This window comes from Mycobacterium sp. SP-6446, assembly GCF_001954045.1.
Lineage (GTDB): Bacteria > Actinomycetota > Actinomycetes > Mycobacteriales > Mycobacteriaceae > Mycobacterium.
The window spans coordinates 1-17,918 of record NZ_MBEM01000044.1; the positions used below are offsets into that span (position 1 = coordinate 1).

Here is a 17,918-nt window from a genome sequence, read left to right on the forward strand (position 1 = left end):
GCGCCGAGAGTTCTTCGGGGGCATTGCTGCTCAGCTCGGAATCGGGGAACCGTCGATCCAGCGCCCCGACCACGTCGTGCGGGAGGGAGGGCCATGTGGTACTGGCTGTTCAAGTACGTCCTCCTGGGCCCGTTGCTGACGCTACTGGGACGGCCGAAAGTCGAAGGCCTGGAACATGTTCCAAGTTCAGGCCCGGTGATACTGGCCAGTAACCACTTGGCGGTGATGGACAGCTTCTTCCTGCCGCTCGTCGTGCGCCGCCGCATCACGTTCCTGGCGAAGTCCGAATATTTCACCGGCACCGGCCTCAAGGGCTGGCTCAGCCGGTGGTTTTTCACCGCCGTCGGGCAGGTGCCCATCGATCGTTCCAGCGCCGACGCCGCGCAGGCCGCGCTCAACACCGCCGAGCACGTACTGTCCCAGGGCAAGCTCCTGGGCATGTACCCCGAGGGCACCCGGTCGCCCGACGGCCGGCTGTACAAGGGCAAGACCGGCCTGGCCCGGCTGGCGTTGCAAACCGGCGTCCCGGTGATCCCGGTGGCGATGATCGGCACCAACGTCGTCAACCCGCCCGGCACCACGATGCTGCGTTTCGGCAAGGTCACCGTCCGTTTCGGCAAGCCCATGGACTTCTCCAGATTCGAAGGGCTGGCCGGCAATCGCTTCATCGAGCGCGCCGTCACCGACGAGGTGATCTACGAGCTGATGGGGCTGTCCGGCCAGGAATACGTCGACATCTACGCGGCCAGCATCAAGGAACGCGGCGATGGCTCGGCGGACGACTCGGATGATTCGACCGATCCGGAGTCGAACTCCGAGGCCGCCCGGATCCCCGAGACCGCCGTCGGCTAGCGGCCCCCTTGCTCAGCCGGCGGCCGTGGCCGGCGTGAGCGTTTTCGCCGCCGAGTCCCGCGAAGGCACCCGCGCGGTGACCGCGAAGCCGGCGGTGACGATGACCGCCAGCGCCCACCACACATAGGACGTCCCTACGAGCTGGCGCCACCAGTTCGCGGTCGTCTCGTGGTGCTTGGGCAGCAGATCGATCGGCGTCCACCTCATCAACGCGACGCCGACGAGGCTCACCACTGCCAGCGCGATGTTGCGGCGCCGCCAGCCCAATATCCCCGTCACCAACACCGCCGGCAGCACCCACACCCAATGGTGTGACCAGGAAACCGGCGAAACCACCAACCCGAACAGGGCGACGCAGATCAGCGCCAGCGTCGGCTCCCCGGCCCGCAGCACCCGCCGCATCGCCCAGATGGTCAGTCCCAGCACCACGATGCAGGCGGCCACCCACAGCGGAAACCGTTCGTGCTCACCGAGCCCCAGCCGGGCGAGCGCACCCGCGATGTTCTGGTCGGTGTTCAACGCCGTCTCGCCGATCCGGTCGGTGTGATGCACGGTGCGGGTCCAGTACTCCCACGAATCGCTCCACGCCAAGACGAAACCGAGCAGCGTCGCGCCCGCGAACGACGCCACCGCCGTCCACGCGGCGCGGTTGTCGCGGCGCAGCACGAAATAGAGGAGAAACACCGCCGGGGTGAGCTTCAGCGCCATCCCCACGCCGAGGAGCAGCCCCCGGGGCCAGGGTGTGCGGCGCGGCAGGCAGTCGGCGATCACCAGCGTCATCAGCACGACGTTGACTTGGCCGAAGGCGAAGTTCGAGGTGATCGGTTCCAGCCAGATGGTCGCCCCGGCCGCGATGACCACGGCCAGCCACAACCGGCGCAGCCAGGCCGGCCCGCCCAGCACGGTCGAGCGGCTCCACACGTCGAGGCTGCTCAGCAGGATCGCCGTGGAGGCGATCAGCAGCGCGGCTGTCAGCACCGTGATCGCCACGCTGGCCGCCGGCATGTGCAGCCAGGAGAACGGGCAAAAGACGATGGCGGCCAGCGGGGGATAGGTGAACGGCAGGTTCAGCCCGATCGGTGTGTGGAACAACACGTCGCCGCGGTACAGCGGGCGCCCGTCCAGCCAGGCCTGACCGCCCATCTGATAGATGTCGATGTCGATGCGGTACGGCGTGTGCCCGAACAGGCGCAGGCCCACGTAATACAGCGCCGCGGCGGCCAGCAGCCAGAGCAGGCACCACAGTGTCCACGACAGCAGCGCCCGCCGGGGGCCCCGTTCGCTTGTGAAGCCCACGCCGGGCGCCCGCCATCTACTCATGTCGCAGAACAGCGTAATCGGTGCGCACGGCGACGCGTCGCAGCGCGGCTCCAACTGCGCGGGCGCATCCGGGCGTAGGTTTCTAGGGTGCTCCACTGGTTCGTGCTCGGGGTGGGCCGCTGGTTCGCCGACGACATCGTCGACCGCGGCCGGCTGCCCCTGCTGTGCTGCCTGGTCGCGTTCATCCTGACCTTTTTCGTGACGAGAACGTTCGTGCGGGTTATCCGCCACCGCGCCGAAACCGGTCGTCCGGCCCGATGGTGGCAACCGCGCAACGTCCACATCGGGGGCATCCACATCCACCACGTGACGTTCGGCGTCGTGCTGGTGATGCTCTCCGGATTGACGTTGGTGACTCTGTCCGTCAGCGGGCAGGAGCCTGAATTCACTTTGGCCGCAATACTTTTCGGGATCGGTGCGGCGTTGGTCCTCGACGAGTACGCGTTGATTCTGCACCTGTCCGACGTCTACTGGGAGGAAGACGGCCGCACCTCGGTGGACGCGGTATTCGCGGCGGTCGCGGTGGCCGGGTTGTTGATATTGGGTCTGCACCCGCTGATGTTCTTCTTCCCGTTCTGGCACGCCGCCGATTCGGTGGCGCTGCGCGCCGGGGTGGGCGGCGCCCTGGTGGTGACCTTTCCGCTGGCCGTCGTGGTGGTGCTCAAGGGCAAGGTATGGACCGGCCTGCTCGGCATGTTCATCGTGGTACTGCTGGTGATCGGCGCGATCCGGTTGTCACGCCCACACGCGCCCTGGGCCCGCTGGCGCTACACCACCCAACCGGACAAGATGCGCCGCGCGCTGCAACGGGAACGCACGCTGCGCCGCCCCGTCGTCCGGGCCAAGCTGTGGGTGCAGTGCGCGATCGCGGGCACCCCGCGCCTGCCCGACGAACGCATGGTCGACGCCCAGCTCGACCATGACGTGCACGCGGCATCGGCGCCGACGGTGCCCATCCTGATCGGCCGATAGGCCAGAGGCTTTCCCATAGGCTTTCTGAGTGCGGTACTTCTACGACACGGAATTCATCGAGGACGGCCGCACCATCGAGCTGATCTCGATCGGCGTGGTCGCCGAGGACGGCCGCGAGTACTACGCCGTGTCCACCGAATTCGATCCCGAGCGGGCCGGAAGCTGGGTGCGCACCCACGTACTGCCCAAGTTGCCGCCCCCGGCCTCGCCGTTATGGCGCTCCCGTAAGCAGATTCGCCTGGACCTGGAGGAGTTCTTCGACGTCTTCGGGGCCACCGAACCGATCGAGCTGTGGGCGTGGGTGGGCGCCTACGATCACGTCGCCCTGTGCCAGTTGTGGGGCGCGATGCCGGGACTGCCGAAGGCGTTACCCCGCTTCACCCGGGAACTGCGGCAATTGTGGGAGGATCGCGGGTCGCCCCGGATGCCACCGCGCCCGCGCGAGGTCCACGACGCCCTCGTCGATGCCCGCGACCAGCTACGCCGATTCCGGCTGATCACGGCGGCTGACGATGGGCCCGGGGATCGTTCGCCCTGATCAGTCGAGATCAGCCGGGGGCCGTCCCCAGTTACCATGGACCGATGAACTGGACCGTCGACATTCCGATCGAGCAGCTGCCGGCGCTGCCGCCGCTGCCGCCTGACCTGCGCGCCCGCCTGGACGCCGCGTTGGCCAAGCCGGCCGCTCAGCAGCCCAGCTGGCCCGCCGACCGGGCCGAGGCGATGCGCACGGTCCTGGAGAGCGTGCCGCCGGTGACGGTGCCGTCCGAGATCGTCCGGCTGCACGAGCAGCTGGCCCAGGTCGCGCGGGGCGAGGCGTTCCTGCTGCAAGGCGGCGACTGCGCGGAGACGTTCGTCGACAACACCGAACCCCACATCCGGGGCAATGTGCGCGCCCTGCTGCAGATGGCCGTGGTGCTGACCTACGGGGCCAGCCTGCCGGTGGTGAAGGTGGCCCGCATCGCGGGCCAGTACGCCAAGCCCCGGTCCGCTGACATCGACGCGCTGGGCCTGAGGTCCTACCGCGGCGACATGATCAACGGCTTCGCCCCGGATGCCGCGGCGCGCGAACACGATCCGTCGCGGCTGGTGCGCGCGTACGCCAACGCCAGCGCGGCGATGAACCTGGTGCGGGCACTGACCTCGTCGGGGCTGGCGTCGCTGCACCTGGTGCACGACTGGAACCGCGAATTCGTCCGGACCTCGCCGGCCGGCGCGCGCTACGAGGCGCTGGCCACCGAGATCGATCGCGGGTTGCGGTTCATGAGCGCTTGCGGGGTGGCCGACCGCAACCTGCAAACCGCCGAAATCTATTCCAGCCATGAGGCTTTGGTGCTCGACTACGAGCGCGCCATGTTGCGCTTGTCGGATGTCGAGGGAACGCCGCAACTGTATGACCTGTCGGCGCACACCGTGTGGATCGGCGAGCGGACCCGCCAGCTCGACGGCGCGCACGTCGCGTTCGCCGAGGTGATCGCCAACCCGATCGGCGTCAAGCTGGGCCCGACGATGACCCCGGAACTGGCCGTCGAATACGTCGAGCGGCTCGACCCGCACAACAGGCCCGGACGGCTGACGTTGGTGAGCAGGCTGGGCAACAACAAGGTTCGCGATCTGCTGCCGCCGATCGTGGAGAAGGTGCAGGCCACCGGTCATCAGGTGATCTGGCAGTGCGACCCGATGCACGGCAACACCCACGAATCGTCCAACGGCTACAAGACCCGGCACTTCGACCGCATCGTCGACGAGGTGCAGGGATTCTTCGAGGTGCATCGGGCGTTGGGCACCCATCCGGGCGGCATCCACGTCGAGATCACCGGCGAGGACGTCACCGAATGTTTGGGTGGCGCGCAAGACATCTCGGACACCGACCTGGCCGGCCGCTACGAAACGGCGTGCGATCCGCGGCTGAACACCCAGCAGTCGCTGGAGCTGGCGTTCCTCGTCGCGGAAATGCTGCGCGACTAGGTCGCGCGGAAAAGCGAATCACAGCAGTCCGGTCAGATTGCTGCCGATCGTCCACGCCGCAGTCGCGACCAGCCCGGTGAGCGCCAGCACGAGCGCCACCCAGACCAGCACCATGCGGCGGGCGTGCTGACGCGCCCAGACGAAGTCGCTCATCGCGATGCCGGCGAATTCGCCTGAGACGGGCTGGTATTCGTAGTCGCCGTCGAGTTCGGAGTCGGACTGGGGGCTTGGCTTCGGTTCGGGCCAGTCTTCGGGCCCGCGGGTCAACTGGCGGGTGGGGTGGCGAACCGCGGCCTTGGCGGGCGCCTGCGGTTCCTGGCCGGTCGCCGGGCGCTCGCTCATCCGGCTCTGCTGCGCGGCCGCCGAACGGTGTTGCGCGGAGTTACGCGGGGCCGGCACCCGGAATTCGGGCAAGCCCAATTCGTCGGCGATAGCGTCGATGTCGGCGGCCATCTCGATCGCGTCGGCGTAGCGGCCGGCCGGGTCGCGGGCGGTCGCGCGCGCCACCAGCGCGTCGAATTGTGGTGGCACACCGTCGATCGCGGCGCCGGCCCGCGGCACGTCGGTATCCAGCCGCTGGTAAGCGATCGACAACGGCGAGTCGCCGGTGAACGGAGTGCGCCCCGTCAGCAGTTCATAGGTGAGGATCCCGACCGAGTAGACGTCGCTGCGCGGACTGCTGCTGCCGTTGCGCACCTGCTCGGGAGACAGGTAGGCCGCCGTGCCCAGAATGACGCTGGCGGAGGTGATTCCAGCGGCGGCGACGGCACGCACCAGGCCGAAGTCGGCGATTTTTACGTCGCCGTCGTCGGAGATGAGGACGTTCTCGGGCTTGACGTCGCGATGCACCAGGCCGGCCAGGTGCGCGGCCGCCAGCCCACCCAGCACTGGCCGCAGCACCGCCACCACCGCGTGGGGCGGCATCGGGCCGCGTTCGGCCAGCAGCTCGCGCAGCGTGCCGCCCTCGATGAGCTCCATCACCAGGAACGGGTGCCGGGCGTCGGTGCCCTGGTCGTAGACCGCGACGAGGCCGGGATTCTTCAGCCGCGCCACCGTGCGGGCCTCGAGCTGGAAGCGGGTCAGGAACTGCGCGTCGCCCGCGTAGCGGGAATCCATCACCTTCAACGCCACCGGACGGTCGAGCCGGGTGTCGAGACCCCGATAGACCGTCGACGTACCGCCGCTGGCGATCTTGGCCTGCACCAGGTAGCGGCCGTCCAGCAACGTGCTCTCCAACGGGTCGCCCGTGCCGGCTCGGCTCACGGGGCCATCGTAGGGGTGGCGGTCCGATTGGCGGCGAAACATTAGCTTGAACGCGCCCACTCGGTCGCGCACCAAGGCCTACACTTGCGCGGTGGGCAGTTTTCCGGCCGGCGACGATGTTCTAGAACCCGACGAGCCAACCTACGACCTGCCACGGGTCGCCGAGTTGCTCGGGGTGCCGGTAAGCAAGGTGCAACAGCAGCTGCGGGAGGGCCACCTGGTCGCGGTGCGGCGCGGCGGGGGTGTGGTGGTGCCGCAGGTCTTCTTCACCAATTCCGGCGAGGTGGTCAAGAGCCTGCCGGGGCTGCTGACGATCCTGCACGACGGCGGGTATCACGAGACGGAGATCGTGCGCTGGCTGTTCACCCCAGACCCGTCGCTCACGGTCACGCGCGACGGCAGCCGCGACGCCATGAACAACGCACGCCCCGTGGACGCGCTGCACGCCCACCAGGCCCGCGAAGTGGTGCGCCGGGCGCAAGCCATGGCTTACTGAGAGCTACTGACTCTGACCGGTTCGGGTGCCCGGTACAGCGTGCGCCACGCGATCAGCGCGGCCGCGAGCGCCAGGAAAACGTGCGGCCAGGAATACATCCCGTGCGATCCATCGGGTTTGAAGATCACCATCACCCAGGTGGAGAACCCGGCGATGGCCGCCAGTGCTCGTCGTGACTGGGTCAGCGGGGCCATGACCGCCAGCGGCCAGGAGTAGTACCACGGCAGGGCCGCGGGGACGAACAGCACCACGATCAGCATCGACCACGCGATGCCGGCGAGCGCGGCCCGGTCATCGCGCCGGAATCGCCACCACAACAGCGGCAGCGACACGGCGATGATCGCGATCCCGATGTAGCGGGTGATTCGTAGCGTGGCATAGAAATTGACCGGGAAAAACCCGCTCCCCAGGGCGTGGATCAGGTTCGCCGTCGCGGTCGGCACCGTGAGCCAGTTGATGATCTTCACCGACCCGGCCAGCGCGGTCAGCCACCCCAGCCCGACGCCCGCCACCGCGGACAAGATCGCGAAAACCACGGTGAAGATCAGCAACGACAACGCGGTCGCCGCCACGAACGCCCGCGCGGGCCGATATCCCCGTTCCTCGCGCAGATGCCGCATCCACACCCACACCAGAAACGGCAACGCGATACCGGCGGTGGCCTTGACGGCGATCGCGACCGTGATCAGGGTGACGCCGAGGGTGTGCCGGCCCTGAAATGTCAGCGCGATGCCGGCGGCCATCAGGCCGACCATCAGCATCTCGTTGTGCACCCCGCCCATCAGATGGATCAGGACCAACGGGTTGAGCACGCAGATCCACAGCGCGGCGGCGCCACTGGTGCCCAGATGGTGGGCCAGTCGGGGCGCGGCCCAGATCAGCAGCGCTAGCCCGGGCAGCATGCACAGGCGCAACAGCATGGTGCCGGCGATGACGTGATTGCCGACCGCCATCGTGACCACTTTGGCCACCAGAATGAACACCGGGCCGTAGGGCGCCGTGGTGATGCTCCAGATGGGGCTTACGTTGTCCAGCAACGCATTTGGATTGGCGACCGGGCCCACGGCGTACGGGTCGAAGCCGTCGCGCAGGAGCGCGCCCTGGGCCAGGTACGAGTAGGTGTCGCGACTGAAGACGGGCACCGAGACGAGCAACGGCGCCAACCAGAAGGCGGTGGTGGCTCGCATCGTGAACTCGGTTGCGGTGCCCGCCACCACGCGGCGGCCCAGCGCGAGCCACGCGACCAGCAGCAGAGCCACACCCGCCCACAACAGAATCGACGACAGCACTAGGCCGTGCCCGAAGCGCAGCCAGGACATGTGAATCGATTCGAGCACCGGGTCGTGCGGCTTGGTGCTGCCGGCGCCCAGCCCGCCGAGGGTGATCAGCACCGAGCCGACAAAGCCAAGCCGCGCCGGCCCGGCATCGGGAGTGGCAACGAAGGCACGCAACCGTGAAAAATATTGGACGAGTGAATGTTTCGTCGCCGACGGGCGATCGGCCGGGGTGTCCGTCGGGGTCGTCATCGGTTCAGGCGGCCCGGTCCGTGGCCATCTTGGCCAGTTCGGCCAGGCCCACCTTGGCCGCGGCGTTGATCGGTGCGGCCTCCAGCGTGGCCAGGGCCCGCTGGGTCAGCGCCGCGATGCGTTCCTCGGCCGCGGCCAGGGCACCCACCGACTCGATGATGTCGCGCAGGTTACCCACTTGCGTTTCGGTCAGGTGCTCGCCGATCGAGCCGCGTAATACGTTGGCCGCCAAGGGATCTGATTTGTCGGCCAACTCCACCGCCTCGGCCAGCAGCACGGTGCGCTTGCCGGATCTCAGGTCGTCACCGGACGGCTTGCCGGTCACCGCCGGGTCCCCGAACACGCCCAACACGTCGTCGCGAAGCTGGAACGCCACGCCGAGGTCGGTCCCGAACCGGTCGAAGACGGCCTGCACATCGGGTCTGTCGGCCGCGGCAGCCGCACCGAGCTGCAGCGGTCGGGTCACGGTGTAACACGCGGTCTTGAAGGTGTCGACGTTCATCGCCGACGCGATCGACTCCGCGGCGCTCGCCTCGGCGACGATGTCGAGGTATTGCCCACCCAGCACCTCGGTCCGGATCTCGGCCCACACGCGGTGCACGCGCCGCTGCGCCTCGGGCGATATGTCCGCCCCGAACACGATGTCGTCGGCCCAGGCCAGCGCCAGGTCGCCGAGCAGGATGGCCGCCGATTCGCCGAACTTCTCGGCCGAACCCCGCCAGCCGCGGTCACGGTGCAGCGCCGCGAAGTGGACGTGGGCCGTCGGCCTGCCGCGGCGCGTGGAGGAATCGTCGATCACGTCGTCGTGCACCAGCGCGCACGCGTGCAGCAGCTCCAACGCGGAAAACAGCAGCAGCACCTTGGAATCGGGCTCCGCGGTTGCCACCGCGCGCCAGCCCCAGTAGGCGAACGCCGGCCGCAGCCGCTTGCCCCCGCCGAGGACAAAATCTTCCAGGACGGCAATCAGATCGCGGTAGTCGTCACCGATGTAGGCGGTCTCGGTGCGCCGCTCGCGCAGGTACCGCCGAAGCCGGTCGGTCACGGCGCCGGTCAACTCGACGGTTGCCGCTGCTGCCGCTGCATCTAGGCTCAGCGCGGCGCCCCTTTCTTTCGATGGTTCGGTGCTCCACGGGCCCGACCAGTGTATTCGGCCTGGGCCGCGGGCCCCCAGTTGCTGCGCCCCTATGCTGGCGGGGTGCCTCGCCCTGGGCACTCGTCTGATGAAGAGGAGCCGCGTGACCCTCAACACCATCGCGCTCGAGCTGGTGCCCCCCAACGTGGAAGACGGTCGGGAGCGGGCGGAAGAAGACGCGCGAAAAGTGGTGCGGTACTCGGCCGAATCGGGTCTCGACGGCCGGATCCGGCACGTGATGATTCCGGGCATGATCGCCGAGGAGGACGACCGTCCCGTCGCGATGAAGCCGAAGCTGGACGTGCTGGACTTCTGGTCGATCATCAAACCCGGGCTGCCCAGGCTCGACGGCCTGTGCACCCAGGTCACGGCGTTCTCCGACGAGCGGTCCCTGCGCAAGCGGCTCACGCTGCTATCCGACGCGGGCATGCAGGGCGTGGTGTTCGTCGGAGTCCCGCGCACGATGAATGACGGTGAGGGCTCCGGGGTTGCGCCGACGGATGCTTTGTCGATCTACCGCGACCTGATCCCGAATCGTGGAGTGATCCTGATTCCGACGCGCGACGGCGAAGAGGGCCGGTTCAACTTCAAGTGCAACCAGGGCGCGACGTACGGCATGACGCAGTTGCTGTACTCCGACGCGATCGTGGGGTTTCTGACCGAATTCGCCAAGAACACCGATCACCGACCGGAGATCCTGCTGTCGTTCGGCTTCGTGCCGAAGGTGGAAAGCCGTGTGGGCCTGATCAACTGGCTCATCCAGGATCCGGGCAACGCCGCGGTGGCCGACGAGCAGGCGTTCGTCAAACGGCTGGCCGCCAGCGAGCCCGCGCAGAAGCGTCAGCTCATGGTGGATCTGTACAAGCGCGTGATCGACGGGGTCGGAGACCTGGGTTTCCCGCTGAGCATTCACCTCGAGGCCACCTATGGCGTCTCGGGTCCGGCGTTCGCGACCTTCGCGGAGATGCTGGCCTACTGGTCACCGGACCGGTCACCGGACCGGTCGCCCGACCGGCGGGTCTAGCTGGGCGGGTGATCCCGCGGCGCGGTGAACCGCTCGGAGCGGTCCCGGCCGACCCAGGCCAGTACCCCCACCACGGCAGCGGCCGCGAACGACGCGATTCCGAGCCAGACGCCCGCCCCGGTGAAGGACCGGGTATTGGGGTCGGTGTAGCGGGCCTGGGCGGTCATCGTGCTCACCACGCCCGGCTTGAGCTTCCACGACACGACGGTTGGCTCGATGTGATCGCCGTTCGTCGAGGTCACCACGCCGGGGAACGCGACGGTCAACTCGACGTCCGCGTCGTTGTCGGTCACCGACGTCAGATCCGCCCGGCCGTCCATGATCACCAGGTTGCCGCTTCTGCGCAGCGACAGATTCACGCCCTGGGCGTCGGCGTTCATATGAGCCAGCTGCGGCACCTCGGCGAACGTCAGATCGGAGAACACCGCCTGCGAGCCGACGTAGCCGTCGCTGTCGTAGTTCGACACCGCCACTTTTTGGCTGAACGGCAGGTCGCCGCCGAGCTGCGGGCCGGGGTCCTTGGGGCTTTTCGGCTTGGCCGCCGCGATGATCTCCCCGGACACCAGGTCGTCGGGTGAGATGGTCAGCGACGCTCGGACCCGCAGGCATCCCGTGGCCAGCGGGACAAGCAGCAGCAGCATCGCGATGACCAGCACGCGGCGCCGGCGGGCTGTGAATCCTCGGACTCTCAGTGATGCAGAGCTGGCGGGCACGAGGTCATCGTGCCAGATCCGGCATGTCTCCTATAGGGGCAGGGCGCGGCCCAGGATCGCGAACGCCCGTGGGTCACCGGCGAAGTGGTAGCGGCGGATAACGTCGGTGAATCCCAGCCGCCGGTACAACCGCCAGGCCCGGTTGGGCTCGCCGTTGGTTTCGGGCGTGGAGAGCAGGACGTTGCGCTCACCGCGGCCCGACAGCAGCCGCCGGGCAAGTGCCTCGCCCAGGCCGCGGCCCTGCGCGCGGGGGTGAATGTGCAATTCGGTCAGCTCGAAGTAGCTGGTCATCAGACGGGTGATCTCCTGAGACGGCAAGCCGCCGCGCTGCAGGCCCAGGACGACCTGCTGCTGCCACCACTGACCGGGGGCCCCGGGGTATCCGTAGGCCACGCCGAGCAGCGGTGCGTCGGTCAACTCCGCCGTCGAGGGTGCCGAGCCGGTTGCGTCGGCTTCGACGTCGGCTTCAACAACGGCGGCTCCCTGCCATCCCTGTCGCCGAATGTGCTCCAGCCACATCGCGGCGCGCTGGTTCCCGGTGCCTCTCGGGTAGCGCATCGCGTCGACGTAGACACCGAGGGCGTCACCGAGGCGGCGCTCCATATCGTCCGGCGGCAGATCGATGAGGAATATCGCCAACTCGCGGTGTCCTCCTCAGCCGTCCAGTGATTCGGTGTGGCGCCGTGCCGGGATCTCATCGGGGTGCCTCGGCCGTGCGCGCCTATCGCCATTATCGGACGCGGCGATGGGCGGCGGTCGAGCGGTCGCGCTAACGGGCTATCGCCGTTGCAGCCCACCTGATTGCCGGAATGATCGCCGGGCGGCGCGGGAGATAGAATCGCCGACGAACCAGTGGTACGCCGCAGATAGACCTCGTATCATCTGAGTTAGTTGCCCCCACAACGGGCATCCGCGTGATATCGATAGTTACGTGCCAAGCGGTCGGCAAGGAGGGACGAATGCCACTCTCCGATCATGAGCAGCGGATGCTCGATCAGATCGAGAGCGCGCTCTATGCCGAGGACCCCAAGTTCGCTTCGAGCGTACGTGGCGGGGGGTTCCGGGCGCCGACGGCACGGCGGCGGTTGCAGGGCGCGGCGCTGTTCATCATCGGTTTGGCGATGCTGGTGTCCGGCGTGGCATTCAGGGCGACGATGATCGGGAATTTCCCGATTCTCAGCGTCTTTGGCTTCATCGTGATGTTCGGCGGCGTGGTGTTCGCGATCACCGGTCCGCGGTTGGCCGGCAGGTCGGGCCACTCGGGTTCGATACCGGGAAGGCAGCAGCGTCGCGGCAAGGGTGGCGGGGGCTCGTTCACCAGTCGCATGGAGGACCGGTTCCGCCGTCGCTTCGACGATTAGCCGGATCGCCCGACACAGCATCACCTGACACAGCGGGGTAGCCGATGGCTACCCCGTTTTCGTGTTCGAGCCCAATTCGAGCCCGAAACGATCCGAAACCGAGCCCCACTTAGCCCCACCCGGGCGCCCCACTTGGCCCCACTGACCGACTTTGGCGCCTTGAAATGCGTGTTTCCGACGCCGCGATCGGGTCCCCGCGTGACCCCGGGCCGGCGTCGAGCGGCCCAACGTGGCGGATGACTCGGAAAACCCGGCGACGACACGGCAGTAATGGGGCGAAGTGGGGGATTGTGGGGTATGGTGGCTGAAGCGTTTGGGCGAGCGTTTGGGTGAGGCGAAAGCCGGGTCTCCATGGGAGGTGAGCTGGTGTTTCTCGGCACCTACACGCCCAAGCTCGACGACAAAGGGCGGCTGACGTTGCCCGCCAAATTTCGCGACGCACTGGCAGGGGGGTTGATGGTCACCAAGAGCCAAGATCACAGCCTGGCCGTGTACCCGCGGACGGAATTCGAACAGCTGGCCCGACGGGCGAGCAAGACATCGCGAAGCAACCCGGAAGCCAGGGCATTCCTGCGCAATCTGGCCGCCGGCACCGACGAGCAGCATCCCGACGCGCAGGGACGCATCACCTTGTCGTCCGACCATCGCCGCTATGCCAACCTCTCCAAGGACTGCGTCGTGATCGGGGCGGTCGACTACCTCGAGATCTGGGATGCGCAGGCCTGGCACGACTACCAGCAAACCCACGAAGAGAACTTCTCCGCGGCCAGCGATGAAGCACTCGGCGACATCATCTGAGGCGCATGCCCGTGCATCGTGGCCTCTGCCCGAACCGACCCTGGCGTACTTCCCCAACGCCAGGTTCGTGCGTTCGGACAGGGACCTCGGTGCCTGGGCATCCCGCCCGATCCGGGGAGGTGTTGCGGTGGTTGACGATCCAGAAGATTTGGGCCCACGAGACTTCGGCTCAGGGAAATTCGGACATGTGCCAGTCCTGGCGCAACGCTGCGTCGAGCTGCTCACCCCCGCATTGACCCGCAACCACGCGGACGGGTCGGGGGCGGTCCTCGTCGACGCCACCATCGGCGCGGGCGGGCATGCGGAGCGGTTCCTCACCGAATTGCCGGGCCTGCGGCTGATCGGGCTCGACCGTGACCCCAGCGCGCTCGACATCGCCCGGAATCGGCTGACGCAGTTCGAAGACCGAATCACGTTGGTGCACACGCGCTATGACGGGCTTGCCGCGGCGCTGGCTGAATCCGGTTACGCCCCAGCCGAATCGGTGGATGGTGTGTTGTTCGATCTCGGCGTTTCGTCGATGCAGCTCGATCGCGCGGAGCGCGGCTTTGCGTATGCCCAGGACGCGCCACTGGACATGCGGATGGACCCGGGCTCGCCGCTTACGGCGGCCGACATCGTCAACACCTACGACGAGCGCACCCTGACGGACATCCTGCGCCGCTACGGCGAGGAGCGGTTCGCGCGTCGCATTGCCGCCCACATCGTCCGGCAGCGTTCCCGCACCCCGCTGACGTCGACGTCCGAGCTGGTTGCCCTGATCTACCAAGCGGTTCCGGCACCTGCCCGGCGTACCGGCGGGCACCCGGCCAAGCGCACATTTCAGGCGCTGCGGATCGCGGTCAACGAGGAGCTGGACTCGCTGCGCGGCGCCATTCCCGCCGCGCTGGGCGCCCTCACCGCCGCGGGCCGCATCGTGGTGCTGGCCTACCAGTCCCTGGAAGACCGCATCGTCAAGCGCGTGTTCGCCGACGCGACCGCCTCGCGCTCGCCAGTGGACCTGCCGGTCGAGCTGCCGGGGCACGCGCCACGATTCAGGTCGTTGACGCGCGGCGCTGAACGCGCCGACGCCGCCGAGATCGAGCGCAACCCGCGCAGCGCCGCGGTGCGATTACGGGCCCTGCAACGGGTGCAGCCCGGGGTGGGACCGAATGCCGAAGCGCAGACAACCGGGAAGGGCGACGCATGAAGGCAAAGCGCGACACGCAGAAACGCCGCGCTGTCAATGACCGCCGGGATCGGCGCGACGGCGTCGCCCGCAAAGGCCGGCGCGCCGCCGCAGAGTCGGCATCGTCGCGGCGGACCCGGCCGGGCAGGAGCGCGGCGCCCGCCCGCGACGCCCGTGCGCCCAAATCGGGCCCGCAGACCAGCCCGATCGCCCGGCCGGTCGAGCGGGCGGCCCGTCCCAAGAGCACAAGCCAGGCCAAGGCCCGCGCAAAGGCGCGAAAAGCCAAGGCGCCCAAGGTTGTCCGGCCTCGTCTGAGCGAACGCTTGGCCAACCGGCTGGCATCGATTGACCTGCGGCCCCAGACCTTGGCGCGCAAGGTGCCGTTCGTCGTGCTGGTGATCGGGGCCCTCGGTCTGGGGCTGGGCCTGACGCTGTGGTTGTCCACCGATTCGGCGGAGCGCTCCTACCAGCTGAGCCACGCCCGGGAGAAGAACCGACTGCTGCAGCAGCAGAAGGAGTCGCTGGAACGCGATGTGCGCGAGGCGGAGTCGGCGCCGGCGCTCGCCGAGGCGGCCCGTAAGCAGGGCATGATCCCGACGCGGGACACCGCCCACCTGGTCCAGGATCCGGCCGGCAATTGGGTGGTGGTGGGCACGCCCAAGCCGGCCGACGGCGTTCCGCCGCCGCCGCTGAACACCAAGCTGCCCGAGCCGGGCCCACCGCCACCCGCGAAGCCGGCGGCGCTGCCCCCGGAGGTCCCGGTCCGGGTACAGCCCGCCCCAGCCGGCCCCGCCGGTCCTGGCGCTCCTAGTGTTCCTGGTGTTCCGCCGGCGCCGGTCAGGTCAGGGCCGGAGGCGTTGCTGCGGGCGCCCGACGGCTCGACGACGGTCGGCGGCCAGCACCTGACGCAGCCCGCTTCGCCGCTGCCCGGCATGCCCGGGGGGCCGGCCATCGGGCAGTTCCCCGGTGTGCTCCCGATGCCGGGCTTGCCGGCGCCCGCGAGTCCGGCGCCCCAAAGTCCCGCGACCGGGCCCCCCGAAGTGTCAATTCCGTTGGGCGGGCTGCCGATCCCGGCTGCGCCCCGGGTTCCCGCGCCGCTGCCCGCGGAAGTGCCGGTTCCGGTGCAACCGGGGGCGCTAGCGCCCCAGGCCGTGATGCCGGCACCGGCGATGGGTGTGCCCCGGTGACCCGCGGCGAGTCCCGGCGCGCCCGCCGGTCGCCGACGACCCGCGGTCCCGGTAGTGCGCGGGGAGCCAAGGAGATTGGGAAAACGAGGCGATCCCGCAAGCCGGAGAAAGCTCAGAAAACTCAGAAAGCCCAGAAAGCCCCGAAAGCCAAGGAGGCCAACAAGTCCCGCGCGGCGGGACGGTCCGATGCGCCGGGTCGCTCCGCACGGGAGCGACGGACCCGTCAGCTGGTGGACGCCGGCACGCGCGGCGCGTCGTTCGTTTTCCGGCATCGAGCCGGCAATGCGGCCATCTTGGCGCTGATGCTGGTGGCAGTGGTGCAGCTGTTCGTCCTGCAGGTGACGAACGCCCCGACACTGCGGGCGCAGGCGGCCGGCCAGCTCAAGGTCACCGACGTCGAAAAGGCCGTCCGCGGCAGCATCGTCGACCGCAACAACGAACGCCTGGCGTTCACGATCGAGTCGCGGGCGTTGACGTTCCAGCCGAAGCGGATTCGCAAGCAATTGGAAGAGGCCAAGAACAAGAACTCGGCCGCCCCCGATCCGCAGCAGCGGATGCGAGACATCGCCAAGGAGGTCGCGGCCCGGCTGAACAACAAGCCGGACTATCAGACCGTCCTGAAGAAGTTGCAGGGCAACGACAACTTCGTCTACCTGGCTCGCGCCGTCGACCCCGCCGTCGCCGGCGCGATCTCCGACAAGTATCCCGAAGTCGGTTCGGAGCGACAGGATCTGCGCCAGTACCCGGGCGGATCGCTGGCGGCCAACATCGTCGGCGGCATCGACTGGGACGGGCACGGCCTGCTCGGGCTGGAGGATTCGCTGGACGCCGTATTGTCGGGAACCGACGGCTCGGTCACTTACGACCGGGGCTCGGACGGCGTGGTCATCCCCGGCAGCTACCGCAACCGGCACCGGGCGGTCAACGGTTCGACCGTCCAGCTCACCATCGACGACGACATCCAGTTCTACGTTCAGCAGCAGGTCCAGCTGGCGAAGGATGCGTCTGGGGCGCACAACGTTTCGGCCGTCGTGCTGGACGCCAAGAACGGCGACGTGCTGGCCATGGCCAACGACAACACCTTCGACCCGTCGCAGGACATCGGGCGTCAGGGTGACAAGCAGTTGGGCAACCTGGTGGTGTCCTCGCCGTTCGAGCCGGGGTCGGTGAACAAGGTGATCACCGCGTCCTCGGTCATCGAATACGGCCTGTCCAACCCTGACGAGGTGCTGCAGGTACCCAACTCGATCCAGATGGGCGGGGTCACCGTGCATGACGCCTGGGAACACGGCGTGATGCCCTACACCACCACCGGCATATTCGGAAAGTCGTCGAACATCGGCACCCTGATGCTGGCGCAGCGTGTTGGCCCGGAACGCTTCTACGACATGCTCCGCAAGTTCGGGCTGGGTCAGCGCACCGGCGTCGGGCTGCCCGGTGAGAGTGCCGGGGTGGTGCCGCCTATCGACCAGTGGTCGGACAGCACCTTCTCGAACCTGCCTATCGGCCAAGGGCTTTCGATGACCCTGCTGCAGATGACAGACATGTACCAGACCATCGCCAACGACGGGGTGCGGGTACCGCCGCGGATTATCAAGGCCACTATCGCGCCCGACGGCACTCGCACCGAAGAATCCCGCCCGGAGGGGATTCGGGTGGTGTCGCAGCAGACGGCGCAGACCGTGCGGGGCATGCTGCGCGCCGTAGTGCAGCGCGACCCGATGGGGTACCAGCAGGGCACCGCGCCGGCGGCCGGTGTACCCGGCTATCAGATTGCCGGCAAGACGGGCACCGCCCAGCAGATCAACCCCGGCTGCGGTTGCTACTTCGACGACGTCTACTGGATCACCTTCGCGGGGATGGCGCCCGCCGACAATCCCCGTTACGTCATCGGCATCATGATGGACAACCCGCAGCGCAACGCCGACGGCACGCCGGGACACTCGGCGGCCCCGCTGTTCCACAACATCGCCGGCTGGCTGATGCAGCGGGAGAACGTCCCGTTGTCACCCGACCCGGGCCCCCCGCTGACGCTGCAGGCCATGTAGCGGCCGACCACCCCCGCAAATACCCAATCGAACGCGACGACACCTCACGGCCCGGCTGCGCCTAGGTAGGGTGTCATGGCTGATCATGGG

The 17,918-nt window shown here is 68.2% G+C and carries 17 protein-coding genes; 11 read left to right on the forward strand and 6 right to left on the reverse strand.

Annotated features, from left to right (window positions below; all coding sequences use genetic code 11):
- Positions 1–93 precede the first annotated feature (93 nt).
- A complete protein-coding gene (locus A5736_RS03330; RefSeq protein ID WP_076244511.1) occupies positions 94–852 on the forward strand; it encodes a 1-acyl-sn-glycerol-3-phosphate acyltransferase in 759 nt (252 codons plus the stop codon).
- 12 nt (positions 853–864) lie between these two features.
- Here A5736_RS03330 and A5736_RS03335 read toward each other — a convergent pair whose 3' ends face one another.
- Complete coding sequence (locus A5736_RS03335; RefSeq protein ID WP_083667117.1) at positions 865–2,172, reverse strand: glycosyltransferase 87 family protein; 1,308 nt, start codon at positions 2,170–2,172, stop codon at positions 865–867.
- A gap of 111 nt (positions 2,173–2,283) precedes the next feature.
- Between A5736_RS03335 and A5736_RS03340 the strand changes: the two genes are divergently transcribed.
- Genes A5736_RS03340 through A5736_RS03350 form a run of 3 tightly spaced genes read left to right on the forward strand, consistent with a single transcriptional unit; the run spans position 2,284 to position 5,112 of the window.
- The gene (locus A5736_RS03340; protein ID WP_170874504.1) at positions 2,284–3,144 is read left to right on the forward strand and encodes a hypothetical protein; all 861 of its coding nucleotides are present in this window, start codon (positions 2,284–2,286) and stop codon (positions 3,142–3,144) included.
- A gap of 28 nt (positions 3,145–3,172) precedes the next feature.
- Positions 3,173–3,682, forward strand: a complete 510-nt coding sequence (locus A5736_RS03345; RefSeq protein ID WP_076124548.1) for a polyadenylate-specific 3'-exoribonuclease AS — start codon at positions 3,173–3,175, stop codon at positions 3,680–3,682.
- Positions 3,683–3,726: 44 nt separating this feature from the next.
- A complete protein-coding gene (locus tag A5736_RS03350) occupies positions 3,727–5,112 on the forward strand; it encodes a class II 3-deoxy-7-phosphoheptulonate synthase (RefSeq protein ID WP_076124546.1) in 1,386 nt (461 codons plus the stop codon).
- An 18-nt stretch (positions 5,113–5,130) separates the two neighbouring features.
- Here A5736_RS03350 and A5736_RS03355 read toward each other — a convergent pair whose 3' ends face one another.
- The gene (locus tag A5736_RS03355; RefSeq protein WP_139333110.1) at positions 5,131–6,375 is read right to left on the reverse strand and encodes a protein kinase; all 1,245 of its coding nucleotides are present in this window, start codon (positions 6,373–6,375) and stop codon (positions 5,131–5,133) included.
- Between the two features lie 91 nt (positions 6,376–6,466).
- Here A5736_RS03355 and A5736_RS03360 point away from each other — a divergent pair, with 91 nt between their 5' ends.
- The gene (locus A5736_RS03360) at positions 6,467–6,871 is read left to right on the forward strand and encodes an Rv2175c family DNA-binding protein (RefSeq protein WP_076124563.1); all 405 of its coding nucleotides are present in this window, start codon (positions 6,467–6,469) and stop codon (positions 6,869–6,871) included.
- On the opposite strand, the gene A5736_RS03365 is transcribed toward A5736_RS03360, so the two are convergent.
- Both A5736_RS03365 and idsA2 read right to left on the reverse strand, forming a co-directional pair.
- Entirely contained in the window at positions 6,865–8,397 is a 1,533-nt protein-coding gene (locus tag A5736_RS03365; protein WP_076244513.1) for an alpha-(1->6)-mannopyranosyltransferase A, read from the reverse strand. The two genes, A5736_RS03360 and A5736_RS03365, sit on opposite strands and share 7 nt — an antisense overlap.
- 4 nt (positions 8,398–8,401) lie before the next feature.
- Positions 8,402–9,451 carry a bifunctional (2E,6E)-farnesyl/geranyl diphosphate synthase gene (idsA2, locus tag A5736_RS03370; protein WP_076124540.1) on the reverse strand — a complete coding sequence of 350 codons (1,050 nt, stop codon included), beginning with the start codon at positions 9,449–9,451 and terminating at the stop codon, positions 8,402–8,404.
- A gap of 181 nt (positions 9,452–9,632) precedes the next feature.
- On the opposite strand from idsA2, the gene A5736_RS03375 reads away from it, so the two are divergent.
- Positions 9,633–10,553, forward strand: a complete 921-nt coding sequence (locus tag A5736_RS03375; RefSeq protein WP_076244549.1) for a mycobacterial-type methylenetetrahydrofolate reductase — start codon at positions 9,633–9,635, stop codon at positions 10,551–10,553.
- Here A5736_RS03375 and A5736_RS03380 read toward each other — a convergent pair.
- Positions 10,550–11,194: a DUF3153 domain-containing protein gene (locus A5736_RS03380; protein ID WP_076124559.1), complete on the reverse strand. Its 645-nt coding sequence runs from the start codon at positions 11,192–11,194 to the stop codon at positions 10,550–10,552. The two genes, A5736_RS03375 and A5736_RS03380, sit on opposite strands and share 4 nt — an antisense overlap.
- 102 nt (positions 11,195–11,296) lie before the next feature.
- Positions 11,297–11,905 (reverse strand): N-acetyltransferase, encoded by a 609-nt coding sequence (locus A5736_RS03385; RefSeq protein ID WP_076124538.1) that lies wholly within the window; start codon positions 11,903–11,905, stop codon positions 11,297–11,299.
- Between the two features lie 320 nt (positions 11,906–12,225).
- On the opposite strand from A5736_RS03385, the gene A5736_RS03390 reads away from it, so the two are divergent.
- From A5736_RS03390 to A5736_RS03410, 5 genes are all read left to right on the forward strand, one after another.
- Positions 12,226–12,627: a DUF3040 domain-containing protein gene (locus tag A5736_RS03390; protein ID WP_076124536.1), complete on the forward strand. Its 402-nt coding sequence runs from the start codon at positions 12,226–12,228 to the stop codon at positions 12,625–12,627.
- 366 nt (positions 12,628–12,993) lie between these two features.
- Complete coding sequence (gene mraZ, locus A5736_RS03395) at positions 12,994–13,425, forward strand: division/cell wall cluster transcriptional repressor MraZ (RefSeq protein WP_076062437.1); 432 nt, start codon at positions 12,994–12,996, stop codon at positions 13,423–13,425.
- Positions 13,400–14,614 (forward strand): 16S rRNA (cytosine(1402)-N(4))-methyltransferase RsmH, encoded by a 1,215-nt coding sequence (rsmH, locus tag A5736_RS03400; RefSeq protein WP_139333111.1) that lies wholly within the window; start codon positions 13,400–13,402, stop codon positions 14,612–14,614. The genes mraZ and rsmH overlap by 26 nt, the downstream gene beginning before the upstream one ends.
- Positions 14,611–15,780 (forward strand): hypothetical protein, encoded by a 1,170-nt coding sequence (locus tag A5736_RS03405; protein ID WP_076244515.1) that lies wholly within the window; start codon positions 14,611–14,613, stop codon positions 15,778–15,780. The genes rsmH and A5736_RS03405 overlap by 4 nt, the downstream gene beginning before the upstream one ends.
- On the forward strand, positions 15,777–17,828 hold the full coding sequence (locus A5736_RS03410) for a penicillin-binding protein 2 (protein ID WP_076244517.1): 2,052 nt from the start codon (positions 15,777–15,779) through the stop codon (positions 17,826–17,828). The genes A5736_RS03405 and A5736_RS03410 overlap by 4 nt, the downstream gene beginning before the upstream one ends.
- The last annotated feature ends 90 nt before the right edge of the window (positions 17,829–17,918 follow it).